The following is a 10,842-nucleotide window of genomic DNA, read 5'->3' as shown; positions in this document are numbered from 1 at the left end:
CCCGTCACACGCGCCACCCGCACGAGGAGCCGCACGTCCATGGCCGCAGAACACCCCGCGTACCCCGTAGGCCTCCGTCTCACCGGCCGCCGCGTAGTCGTGCTCGGCGGCGGCCAGGTCGCCCAGCGCCGCCTCCCGGCCCTCATCGCGGCGGGCGCCGACATCCACCTGGTCTCGCCCGCCGCGACGCCCTCGGTGGAGGCCATGGCGGACGGCGGTGAACTCACCTGGTCGCGGCGCCCGTACGCGGACGGGGACCTGGCCGACGCCTGGTACGCCCTCATCGCCACCGGCGACCGCACCGCGAACGAGGCGGCCTCCGCCGAGGCCGAGCGCCACCGTGTCTGGTGCGTCCGCTCCGACGACGCCGACGCGGCCACCGCCTGGACACCGGCCACCGGCCGCTCCGAGGGCGTCACGGTCGCCGTCCTGACCACCGACGCCGCCGGCCGCGACCCCCGCCACACGGCGGCCGTGCGCGACGCGATCGTCGAGGGCCTGCGCGACGGCACGCTCGTCGCCCCGCACCACCGCACCCGCACCAGCGGCGTCTCCCTGGTCGGCGGCGGACCCGGCGACCCCGACCTGATCACCGTCCGCGGCCGCCGTCTCCTCGCCGAGGCGGACGTCGTCATCGCGGACCGGCTCGGCCCCCGCGACCTGCTCGACGAACTCCCGCCGCACGTCGAGGTGATCGACGCGGCGAAGATCCCCTACGGCCGGTACATGGCCCAGGAGGCCATCAACCACGCGCTCATCGAGCACGCCAAGCAGGGCAAGGCCGTCGTACGCCTCAAGGGCGGCGACCCGTACGTCTTCGGCCGCGGCATGGAGGAGGCCATCGCGCTCGAGGCCGAGGGCATTCCGTACACGGTCGTCCCCGGCATCTCCAGCTCGATCTCCGTCCCCGGCGCGGCCGGCATCCCGGTCACCCACCGCGGCGTCGCCCATGAGTTCACCGTGGTCAGCGGCCATGTCGCGCCCGACGACGAGCGCTCGCTCGTCGACTGGCCCGCCCTCGCCAAGCTGCGCGGCACCCTCGTCGTCCTCATGGGCGTCGACAAGATCGGCAGGATCGCCGAGACCCTCATCGCGCACGGCAGGTCCGCGCAGACGCCGGTCGCCCTGGTCCAGGAGGGCACCACGGCCGCCCAGCGCCGCGTGGACGCGACCCTGGAGACGGTCGAGGAAGCCGTCCGCACCCACGAGGTGCGGCCCCCGGCCGTCATCGTCATCGGCGAGGTCGTCGCGGTGGGCCCACAGCACACCGCGTGACCCGTCACGAACCCCCACACGTAACCAGCGGTAACAGAACTCGCTCCGAGCCGTTGGCACCGCACCCAGGACAAGGCAGTATCAACCTGTGGCTGAAGCTCAAGGTCTCATCACCATCGAAGATCCCGACGACCCGCGCCTGCGCGACTACACGGGCCTGACCGACGTCGAGCTGCGCCGCAGGCGCGAGCCCGCCGAGGGCCTGTTCATCGCCGAGGGCGAGAAGGTGATCAGACGGGCCAAGCAGGCCGGGTACGAGATGCGCTCCATGCTGCTCTCCGCCAAGTGGGTCGACGTCATGCGCGACGTCATCGACGAGGTCCCGGCCCCGGTCTACGCCGTGAGCCCGGACCTCGCCGAGCGCGTCACCGGCTACCACGTGCACCGCGGCGCCCTCGCCTCGATGCAGCGCAAGCCGCTCCCGACCGCCGACGAGATCCTCGCCACGCAGCGCCGCGTCGTCGTCATGGAAGCGGTGAACGACCACACGAACATCGGCGCCATCTTCCGCAGCGCGGCCGCGCTCGGCATGGACGCGGTCCTGCTCTCCCCGGACTGCGCCGACCCGCTCTACCGCCGCTCGGTGAAGGTCTCCATGGGCGCCGTCTTCTCGGTCCCCTACGCACGCCTCGAATCCTGGCCCAAGTCCCTGGAGTCGGTACGCGAGGCGGGCTTCAGCCTGCTCGCGCTCACCCCCGACGAGAAGGCGAAGAGCCTCGACGAGGCGGCCCCGCACAAGATGGACCGCGTGGCCCTGATGCTCGGCGCCGAGGGCGACGGCCTCTCCACCCAGGCCCTGGTCGCCGCCGACGAATGGGTGCGCATCCCGATGGCCCACGGCGTCGACTCGCTCAACGTGGGAGCGGCGGCCGCGGTCGCGTTCTACGCGGTGGCCACCGGCCGCCCCCGGTCCTGACCGGACCTCAGAGGTAGGGGCGGGGCAGCGTCTCCTGCGCGTGCACACCGTCGCGCGGCTCACCGAGCCCGCGCGACGGCCCCTGGCAGCCCTGCGCCGCCGCGATCCCGAGCGCCACGAGCAGCGTCACCACCACGAACACGAAGAGCCGCTGGCGTAGCAGCCGCGGATTGGCGGGCCGGCGCTTCCCGGTCCCCGTCGTGCGCGGCCCCTGCCGCCCGCCGTTGCTGCGGGGCGCGGGGCGCGAGCCCGAACGCGTCGTGTTGCGGGGCGCGCCCGGCCGCGTGCTGCCGCCGGTCCGTGAGGAACCGTTGCTCGGCCGCGGCGGGGGAGTCCCCTGCGGAGCGCGGCGCTGCGTGCGCTGCTCCGCGTACTGCTCGGCGAGCCGGCCCGTGGGACGGTCGGCGTCCCCGCGCGGGGCGGGCGGCCTGGCGTCGCCGAGGCCCTGCGCCTCGCGGGCCGCGATCTCCTTGAGCCGAAGCGACAGTTGGAGTGTGCTGGGCCGCTCCTCGGGGTCCTTGGCGAGGCAGGCCCGGATCAGCGGGGACAGGGCGTCCGGTACGCCGTGCAGCTGGGCCTCCTCGTGCACGACCCGGTACAGCATCACTTCGGAACTGCCTTGCCCGAAGGGCGAGTCGGCCATCGCCGCGTACGCGAGGGTGGCGCCGAGCGCGAAGACGTCCGTGGCGGGCGTGACGGCGGCGCCCCGCACCTGCTCGGGGGCGAGGAACCCGGGGGAGCCGACGGCCGTACCGACATGGGTGAGCGTGGAGGCGCCGGTCGCCCAGGCGATGCCGAAGTCGATGATGCGCGGGCCCTTGGGCGACAGCAGGATGTTCGACGGCTTGAGGTCGCGGTGCACGACGCCCGCCTCGTGCACGGCGACGAGCCCCTCGGACAGCGCCGCACCGACCGCGGCCACGTCGGAGGCGGCCAGCGGCCCCTCCTCGGCGACCTTGTCGTGCAGCGAGGGCCCGGGGACGTACTGGGTCGCGAACCACGGCTTGTCGGTGTCGAGATCGGCCGCGACCAGGCGGGCCGTGCAGCCGCCTCTGATCCTGCGGGCCGCGGAGACCTCGCGCGCGAAGCGCGACCTGAACTCCTGGTCCTCCGCGAGATCGGGCCGGATCACCTTCAGAGCGACCCGCTGGCCGCGGCGGTCGGAGCCCAGATAGACGACGCCCATCCCGCCCGCGCCGAGCCGCCGGTGAATCCTGAACGAGCCGACGACACGCGGGTCCTCGCGCCTCAGGCGCATCATCGCCATGTCCATCCCCGCTGCCCGGTCCGTTTGACGAGCGACAGCTTACGTTTCCACGGCCGGGTGCGCGCATAGGCCGCGCCCTCGCGATCCGATCGATTGTCAGTGCCCGGTGGGAAACTTGAGAGGTGGTCAGGGAAAGCGGGAGCGGTGCGGCCCGCGCCTGCCCTGATCGCCAACCATCCGTCGTAGAAGGGGGATTGGGCCTGTGAAGGGTGACCGAGTGGAGATAGTCGTGGACGCGGGGGACACGACGCGCACGTACGAGGTGGTGGCGAGCCGGGCGGGCCGCCGGGTCGAGACGGCGGTCCGCAGGGGTGTGGTGGAAGTGAGCGAAGTCACCCGCTCCGGCTCTGTCGTGCGTACGGCACGTTTCATGGCGACCCGGGTACTCGCCCTGGTCGAGCAGCCGGTACCCAGGGAGGAGCCCGAGGAGGCGGCGGCCCGCGCCGGTCGTCCCCTCAGGGAAGACCCCGAGACCTAGGTCCTCTTCTCCACCCAGGGGAGTAGGCGAGGGAGCGGCGCTCATCCTCCGGGAGGCCCGGCAATCGGTACGAGGGCATGACGACCGTGGCTCCTGACGCGCCTAGATTTGAGGTCAAGCGGCGGGTGCAAGCACTCGTCCCCCGAGGTCAGGTACCCGCCGCTGCCAAACCGAAGATCTTGACCGGGAGAGGAACCATGGCGGACACGGCACCGCGGACGATGGTCCGCACGCAGGGACGCAGGGCATTCGCCGCGTTCGGCGGCCGTCGTTCCGAGCGCCGTCACCCCTTGGTGGCGACGGTCATGGTTCTTCCCCTGGCGGCCCTGCTCGTAGTCGTCTTCGGCGGCTGGGAAGCAGTGGTCACACAAGCGTCGTCCGTGGGCGTGATGCTGGGGCGCTGAGCGGCGCCCCAGGCCCGGAAGAGCGGTCCGGGCGGGGACATCCGGCCATGAAACCCCGTGGGGACGGGGGTGCGGCGGACGGCACATGATGGCCGCGCAGCTGGGGAGCTGCGCGGCCATTGTTCTGCCCGCGCACCGGTAGGACCCACCCGCCCGATTCTGCGTACGCTCGCGGTGACACCACCCGGGGGGAACCACCGATGACCGCACCCGTCCTGCTGCCCGCACTCACCGCCACGGCACGCGGCGCGGCGCACCCCGGCCCGGGGCCCTGCGCCTGTCCGGCCGCGGGCGCCGTACTCGCCGACCGGGCGGACGGCACGGTCGTGCGCCACGGAGACCTCGTCGCCAAGGCCCACGCCCCGGGCACGGATCCCGCCGAGCTCACCGCCCGCCTCGCCACGGCGGCGGCACTCCCCGGCATCCTGCTGCCGCCCCTCACACCCGTCGCGGCGGATCTGCACGACCGGCTCGTCACGTTCTGGCCGCACGGCAGCCCCGTGGACCCCGACGCCCCCGAACGCGCGCCGTGGGAGGACGCGGCCACGCTTCTGGCCCGCCTCCACGCGGTGCCCACGGCGGAACTCCCGGGCCCGCTCCCGCCGATGCGCGGCCCGGCCAAGGCGGCCCTCGCCGTCGCACGGCTCCTGGCCGCCGGCCCTCACCCGGCGTCCGCGCCGATCCTGCGCGCCTGGTCGGGCCTGCCGCCCTGGGCTCGCGCCGAGACCTACGGCGGGCACGCGTCCGCCCTGTGCCACGGCGACCTGCACCTCGGCCAGCTCGTCCGCCGCCCCGCCGGCACCGGCCCGTGGCTCCTGATCGACGTGGACGACCTCGGCATCGGAGACCCTGCCTGGGACCTCGCCCGCCCCGCCGCGTGGTTCGCGTGCGGCCTGCTTCCGGCACAGGAGTGGACGAGGTTCCTCACCGCGTACCAGGCGGCGGGCGGTGCTCCGTCGCTCCAGGGCGACCCGTGGCTCGCCCTCGACGCCCCGGCCCGCGCCCTCACCGTCCAGACCGCGGCGCTCGCCGTGGCCAAGGCCGTCGCGGCCGGCCGGGCGCTCGACGAGGCAGAGGAGGCATTGGTCGACGCCTGTGACCGAATGGCAGCCGTACCGGCCGAGTTGGCACACGGTGTGGCGAAGTAGGGTGCAACGGACCGATGCCGGGAAGTGTTCCGGCGAAGAAGTGCCGAACGGCGAGGAGTTGAGCCGACCATGCAGTGCCCCAAGTGTCATGCACCGATGCACACGTACAACCGCAATGGCGTCCAGATCGAGCAGTGCAGCGGCTGCCGGGGGATATTCCTCGACTACGGCGAGCTGGAGTCCCTGACGCGCCTCGAGTCCCAGTGGCAGCAGCAGGTGCCGCCGGCGCCTCCGGCCCCGCAGGCGTACCCGTCGGCCCCCGCCCCGGCCTGGGGTGCCCCGCACCACGGCGGGCACCACGGTCATCACAAGGGCGGCTTCGGCCGGATGCTCTTCTCCTCCTGAGCCGCCCCGCACGTGAAGAAGCCCCCGGCCGAAAGGCTGGGGGCTTCTTGAGTGTGCGCGATACTGGGATTGAACCAGTGACCTCTTCCGTGTCAGGGAAGCGCTCTCCCGCTGAGCTAATCGCGCGGGACGGACCAGACTGTATCAGGACCCGTGAGTGGTACTGCGTGCGCGATACTGGGATTGAACCAGTGACCTCTTCCGTGTCAGGGAAGCGCTCTCCCGCTGAGCTAATCGCGCGGGGTTTCGGACCGTCGGAAGGTGACCTTCGCGATGATCCAGTGGACGATACTGGGATTGAACCAGTGACCTCTTCCGTGTCAGGGAAGCGCTCTCCCGCTGAGCTAATCGTCCTTGGAGGTGGAGACGGGATTTGAACCCGTGTAGACGGCTTTGCAGGCCGTTGCCTCGCCTCTCGGCCACTCCACCAGGAGTGTGGGGGTTCGGGAAGATCCCCCACTTCCTGAGCGGACGACCAGGTTCGAACTGGCGACCTCAACCTTGGCAAGGTTGCGCTCTACCAACTGAGCTACGTCCGCTTGTCGTTTCCGTTTCGCTTGCGCGTCCCGGCGACGTGTTGAACTCTAGCGGATTCCTGGGCCAGTACAAAAACGCGTTTGCGCAGCGTGCTGCGGTGCGACCACCCCAGGTCACGCGGGGGACACCCGCCATAGACTCGAAGACGTGCGCGACCTCCCTCACGACCTGCCCCCTCTGGCCCGCTTCGGCGGTCTCGTAGCGACCGAGTTGCGCGACGTGACCAGCGATCCCGAAGCCCTGGACTCCGCCGGCTTCTGGGCCGTGTCCGCGGACTTCGAGGGCCGTCTTGTGTGCGCCCGCTTCGACTCCGTACGGGAGGAGCCCGTGCCCGCCCCGGTCCCCGGGGCCTGGCAGGGTCCCGCGGCCGGTGACTGGACGTCGTCCCTCGACCGGGCCGCGTACACCGAGGGCGTCCGCAGGATCCGCACCCGCATCGCGGCCGGCGACGTCTACCAGGTCAACCTCTGCCGCGTCCTGTCCGCGCCCCTTCCCCCGCGCGCGGACGTGGACGCCCTCACGGCGCTCCTCGCACGCGGCAACCCGGCCCCTTATGCGGGGACCATCCGCCTTCCCGAGCACGGCGTGGAGATAGCCACCGCGTCCCCCGAGCTCTTCCTGAGCCGCGCCGGTCGGACCGTCGAGTCCGGGCCGATCAAGGGCACGGGCCGCACCGAGGCGGACCTCCTGGAGAAGGACTACGCGGAGAACGTGATGATCGTGGACCTGGTCCGCAACGATCTCGGACGCGTCTGCGCGACCGGTTCCGTGACCGTCCCGGAGCTGTGCGTCGTCGAGAAGCACCCGGGCCTCGTCCACCTCGTCTCCACCGTCCGCGGTGAACTTCGCGACGGCGCGGGCTGGCGTGAGCTGCTCGACGCCGCGTTCCAGCCCGGCTCGGTCACCGGAGCTCCCAAGTCCAGCGCCCTGCGCATCATCGACGCCCTGGAGACGGCGCCCCGCGGTCCGTACTGCGGCGGCATCGGCTGGGTCGACGCCGACCGGGGCACCGGCGAGCTGGCCGTCGGCATCCGCACGTTCTGGGCCGACCGGACCGAGGGCGTCCTGCGGTTCGGCACCGGCGCCGGCATCACCTGGGGATCCGACCCCGAGGGTGAGTGGCGGGAGACCGAACTGAAGGCTTCTCGGCTGCTCGCGGTAGCGTCGGGTAGGTACCAGGAAAGTGGAGGGATCCCTACGTGAAGATCTGGCTCGACGGCACACTGCAGGACCTCGAGGCCGCCCGTGTCTCGGTGTTCGACCATGGCCTGACCGTGGGCGACGGCATTTTCGAGACCGTGAAGTCGGTCGACGGGAAGCCGTTCGCGCTGACCCGCCACCTGGACCGGCTCGCCCGCTCCGCACGCGGTCTCGGTCTGCCCGAGCCCGACCTCGACGAGGTGCGCCGGGCCTGCGACGCCGTCCTCGAGGCCAACCCGATGTCGCTCGGCCGGCTGCGGATCACGTTCACCGGAGGCCTCTCCCCGCTGGGCTCCGACCGCGGTGAGCACGGGCCGACGCTGGTGGTCGCCCTCGGGGAGACCGCCCGGCGCCCCGACTCCACCGCCACGGTCACGGTCCCGTGGGCGCGCAACGAACGCGGCGCGCTCACGGGCCTGAAGACCACCTCGTACGCGGAGAACGTCGTCGCGCTGGCCCGCGCGCGTGAACAGGGCGCTTCCGAGGCGCTGTTCGCCAACACGGTGGGTCAGCTCTGCGAGGGCACGGGGTCGAACGTCTTCGTCGTCCTCGACGGCGAGATCCACACCCCGCCGGTCGTCTCCGGCTGCCTGGCGGGCATCACCCGCGCGCTGGCCGTCGAGTGGACCGGCGCCAAGGAGACCGACCTGCCGCTGGACGTCCTGGAGCGCGCCGACGAGATCTTCCTGACGTCCACGCTGCGCGACGTGCAGAGCGTGCACCGGGTCGACGGACGCGAGCTGCCGGGTGCGCCCGGTCCCGTCACCGCCAAGGCGATGCGCGTTTTCGACGAGCGCGCGGCGGACGACCTCGACCCGTAGACAGGACGACCCCTAATCCGGGTGACGCGGTGGTCGCAGGGCGGGTAGAACACCCCTGATGACCACCACCCTGCGGCCGACCGAGCCGCTTCAGCGCGATGCCGACGGGACGCGGTCACGCCACTACCACGTGTGCGTGAACAGCCGCCCCGTCGGCGAGCTGCGTCTGGGCACCCACCCCGTCTACGGCGAGGGGGTGGCCCGGATCCGTGATCTGCGGATCGACGAGGAGGACCGCGGGCGGGGCCGCGGCACCGTCGCCGCGCTAGCCGCCGAGGAGGTGGCGCGCGGCTGGGGCTGCGGCCGGATCGAGGTCTCGATCCCCGCGTCGGCCGAGCGTGCCCTCGCCCTGGCCACTGCCCTCGGCTACGTCGAGCGCAACCGGAACATGGAGAAGGAGCTGCCCGCCGAGCCCTCCACGCTCCCGGCGGGCAGCGCGGGACGGCGCATGAACGGCCCCGAGTTCACCGCGTGGGAGACGCACACACAGGCCGGTTACGTACGCACCCTGGTCGAGCGGGGAGTGCCGAAGGCTCAGGCGCGCGCCAAGGCCGAGGCTGATCATGCGGCGACGCTCGCGGAAGGGCTCGCCACCCGGGACGCGGTCCTGAGCGTGCTCGAGGCGGAGGGCGCGGTCGTGGGCACGCTGTGGGTCGCGCTGCGCGGCGAGAGCGCCTACGTCTACGACGTCGAAGTCGCGGCCGAGCACCGCGGGCACGGCCACGGGCGGTCGCTGATGCTCCTCGCGGAGGCCGAGTCGCACGCCGCGGGCGCCGCCCGCCTGGGGCTCAACGTCTTCGCGGGCAACACCCCGGCCGTCCGCCTGTACGAGTCGCTCGGATACCGGGCGACCGAGTTCCATCTGTACAAGCCGCTGCTCTGAGCGGCCCGCGGGCCGCCGGCTACGAGCCGAGCAGCCGGTCGGCGACCTCCTCGACGCGCTCGCGCAGGCCGTCCTGGCTCTTGCCGCCGTCGAGCCGCTCACCGTCGATGACGTACGTGGGCGTGCCCGTGACGCCGATCGCCTTGCCCTCGGCCTGGTCCGCGTCGACGATCAGGATGTGCCGGCCGTCGATCAGTGCGGTGTCGAACTCCTCGGCGTCCAGGCCGAGTTCACGCGCGGTCTCGACGAGGAACGGCTCGCCCTTGCGGTCGAGCTCCTCGACCCGGCCGAGCACCGCCTCCACGTACGGCCAGCCCTGCCCCTGCTCGAAGGCCTCCTCCGCGGCCTGCGCGCCGGCGAAGGAGTGCTTGTGCTTCTCCAGCGGGAAGTGCCGCAGACGCAGGTCGATGCGGTCGCCGTAGCGTGCCCGCAGCGCGCGCACGTCGTCGAGAGCGGTGCGGCAGTCGGGGCACTGGAGCTCGCACCAGACGTCGAGGACGGGGCGGCCCTGAGGGGCGGAGGCGGCAGAGGCGTCGTTCATGGGACCAGTCTTCCAGCCGGGCGCCGGGGACCCCAACCGGCACCTGCGGCAGCCCCCTGATCAGATCCTGGCAGGACCCCTGACAGGCCCCGGACCGGCACCTACGGAGGAGGTCGTACCCGGAAATGTCCCTGAGGTCGGGTTGGAACGTGGCCTCCGGACCCCGGGGCGGTGCACGATGGAGAGGACGGAATGTTCCGTCGCCCGCTGCCTGTGCCAGGAGGACCGGATGATTGCCGAGACCGTCTGTTCCGCCGTTTCCGTGGCCGGGCTGGGCATCGCCGCGGTCACCGCGTACCGCAAGCGTTTCCTCACGGCCGCGCGCATAGCGGCGTATTCCCTGGTGCCGATCGGTCTGGTGATGACCGGCGCGGTCGGCTGGCTGGCGGACACCGCGTTCAGCCCGACGGCGTGGGCCGGCTTCGTCGTGCTCGGTGGCGCCTGGCTCCTGTTCATGGTGACCCGCGCGGTGGAGCGCCGCAGTGGTGGCACCCGTAAGGAGCGCAAGGCGGCGAAGGCCGCTGCCGAGACCCAGGCCGTGGCACCCGCGGCCTCCGCCCCCTCGCTGGGGCAGACCGCCCGGCCCGCGGCGGCGCGCCCTGCCGCGAAGTCCGGCTCCGAGGACTTCAGCGACATCGAGGCGATTCTGAAGAAGCACGGGATCTGACCCGAGGAATCCCTCAGGCGGTCGGTCGACCCCGGTCGGAAAACGGAAGCCGTCGACCCTTCCCGGTCGACCTCTTACCACCCAGGTCACGGGATCCGGCGAACTCCCGCTTCTTTTGAGCGTGTTGATCGACTGCGGTGCACCGGCTGCGTCATCATCGCCGCGAGATGCTGGACACAACACAGGGCGGTTCCGCCCCGCAGGCCGACGAGCGACACGACGCCCTCGAGGCCGACGAACGCCGAGGCTGCCTCTTCGCACTGTCGCAGCCGCCCTTGATGATCTTCCTGGCGGTGATCGGCTGCCTGCTGCTCCTGGCTTCGCTGCACGATCTGTTCCTGCTGTGAGGCGCCGGGCGGG

General features: G+C 72.2%; 13 protein-coding genes and 5 tRNA genes. 11 read left to right on the top strand and 7 right to left on the bottom strand.

Annotated elements, in window-relative coordinates; genetic code table 11:
- Positions 1 to 39: 39 nt before the first annotated feature.
- The gene (gene cobA, locus LGI35_RS10925; protein ID WP_227293683.1) at positions 40 to 1,275 is read left to right on the top strand and encodes a uroporphyrinogen-III C-methyltransferase; all 1,236 of its coding nucleotides are present in this window, start codon (positions 40 to 42) and stop codon (positions 1,273 to 1,275) included.
- 88 nt (positions 1,276 to 1,363) lie between these two features.
- On the top strand, positions 1,364 to 2,191 hold the full coding sequence (locus LGI35_RS10920) for a TrmH family RNA methyltransferase (protein WP_116503297.1): 828 nt from the start codon (positions 1,364 to 1,366) through the stop codon (positions 2,189 to 2,191).
- A 7-nt stretch (positions 2,192 to 2,198) separates the two neighbouring features.
- Here LGI35_RS10920 and LGI35_RS10915 read toward each other — a convergent pair whose 3' ends face one another.
- Positions 2,199 to 3,464 (bottom strand): serine/threonine-protein kinase, encoded by a 1,266-nt coding sequence (locus tag LGI35_RS10915; protein ID WP_116503299.1) that lies wholly within the window; start codon positions 3,462 to 3,464, stop codon positions 2,199 to 2,201.
- A gap of 196 nt (positions 3,465 to 3,660) precedes the next feature.
- Between LGI35_RS10915 and LGI35_RS10910 the strand changes: the two genes are divergently transcribed.
- From LGI35_RS10910 to LGI35_RS10895, 4 genes are all read left to right on the top strand, one after another.
- Positions 3,661 to 3,936 (top strand): hypothetical protein, encoded by a 276-nt coding sequence (locus LGI35_RS10910; RefSeq protein WP_227293682.1) that lies wholly within the window; start codon positions 3,661 to 3,663, stop codon positions 3,934 to 3,936.
- 197 nt (positions 3,937 to 4,133) lie between these two features.
- The gene (locus tag LGI35_RS10905; RefSeq protein WP_227293681.1) at positions 4,134 to 4,340 is read left to right on the top strand and encodes a hypothetical protein; all 207 of its coding nucleotides are present in this window, start codon (positions 4,134 to 4,136) and stop codon (positions 4,338 to 4,340) included.
- A gap of 200 nt (positions 4,341 to 4,540) precedes the next feature.
- Entirely contained in the window at positions 4,541 to 5,488 is a 948-nt protein-coding gene (locus LGI35_RS10900; protein WP_227293680.1) for an aminoglycoside phosphotransferase family protein, read from the top strand.
- 69 nt (positions 5,489 to 5,557) lie between these two features.
- The gene (locus tag LGI35_RS10895) at positions 5,558 to 5,833 is read left to right on the top strand and encodes a TFIIB-type zinc ribbon-containing protein (protein WP_227293679.1); all 276 of its coding nucleotides are present in this window, start codon (positions 5,558 to 5,560) and stop codon (positions 5,831 to 5,833) included.
- A 54-nt stretch (positions 5,834 to 5,887) separates the two neighbouring features.
- Here LGI35_RS10895 and LGI35_RS10890 read toward each other — a convergent pair.
- From LGI35_RS10890 to LGI35_RS10870, 5 genes are all read right to left on the bottom strand, one after another.
- Positions 5,888 to 5,959: transfer RNA gene (locus LGI35_RS10890), tRNA-Val, on the bottom strand.
- Between the two features lie 42 nt (positions 5,960 to 6,001).
- A tRNA-Val gene (locus LGI35_RS10885) sits at positions 6,002 to 6,073 on the bottom strand.
- A 42-nt stretch (positions 6,074 to 6,115) separates the two neighbouring features.
- A tRNA-Val gene (locus tag LGI35_RS10880) sits at positions 6,116 to 6,187 on the bottom strand.
- A 1-nt stretch (position 6,188) separates the two neighbouring features.
- Positions 6,189 to 6,262: transfer RNA gene (locus LGI35_RS10875), tRNA-Cys, on the bottom strand.
- Positions 6,263 to 6,299: 37 nt separating this feature from the next.
- Positions 6,300 to 6,372: transfer RNA gene (locus tag LGI35_RS10870), tRNA-Gly, on the bottom strand.
- Positions 6,373 to 6,517: 145 nt separating this feature from the next.
- Here LGI35_RS10870 and LGI35_RS10865 point away from each other — a divergent pair.
- Genes LGI35_RS10865 through LGI35_RS10855 form a run of 3 tightly spaced genes read left to right on the top strand, consistent with a single transcriptional unit; the run spans position 6,518 to position 9,274 of the window.
- Positions 6,518 to 7,573, top strand: a complete 1,056-nt coding sequence (locus tag LGI35_RS10865; RefSeq protein WP_227293678.1) for a chorismate-binding protein — start codon at positions 6,518 to 6,520, stop codon at positions 7,571 to 7,573.
- Complete coding sequence (locus LGI35_RS10860; protein WP_227293677.1) at positions 7,570 to 8,391, top strand: aminotransferase class IV; 822 nt, start codon at positions 7,570 to 7,572, stop codon at positions 8,389 to 8,391. Before LGI35_RS10865 ends, LGI35_RS10860 begins: the two co-directional genes overlap by 4 nt.
- A gap of 58 nt (positions 8,392 to 8,449) precedes the next feature.
- A complete protein-coding gene (locus LGI35_RS10855) occupies positions 8,450 to 9,274 on the top strand; it encodes a GNAT family N-acetyltransferase (protein ID WP_227293676.1) in 825 nt (274 codons plus the stop codon).
- Between the two features lie 19 nt (positions 9,275 to 9,293).
- Here LGI35_RS10855 and LGI35_RS10850 read toward each other — a convergent pair whose 3' ends face one another.
- The gene (locus LGI35_RS10850) at positions 9,294 to 9,815 is read right to left on the bottom strand and encodes a DsbA family protein (protein ID WP_227293675.1); all 522 of its coding nucleotides are present in this window, start codon (positions 9,813 to 9,815) and stop codon (positions 9,294 to 9,296) included.
- A gap of 229 nt (positions 9,816 to 10,044) precedes the next feature.
- Here LGI35_RS10850 and LGI35_RS10845 point away from each other — a divergent pair, with 229 nt between their 5' ends.
- Both LGI35_RS10845 and LGI35_RS10840 read left to right on the top strand, forming a co-directional pair.
- Positions 10,045 to 10,482, top strand: coding sequence for a hypothetical protein (locus LGI35_RS10845; RefSeq protein ID WP_227293674.1), 438 nt, complete (start codon positions 10,045 to 10,047; stop codon positions 10,480 to 10,482).
- Positions 10,483 to 10,649: 167 nt separating this feature from the next.
- Entirely contained in the window at positions 10,650 to 10,829 is a 180-nt protein-coding gene (locus LGI35_RS10840) for a hypothetical protein (RefSeq protein ID WP_227293673.1), read from the top strand.
- The last annotated feature ends 13 nt before the right edge of the window (positions 10,830 to 10,842 follow it).

The sequence above is a fragment of the Streptomyces longhuiensis genome (genome assembly GCF_020616555.1).
Classification (GTDB): Bacteria; Actinomycetota; Actinomycetes; order Streptomycetales; family Streptomycetaceae; genus Streptomyces; species Streptomyces longhuiensis.
Note: the sequence above shows the minus strand (reverse complement) of the source record. Positions and strands in the feature narration are given on the sequence as shown.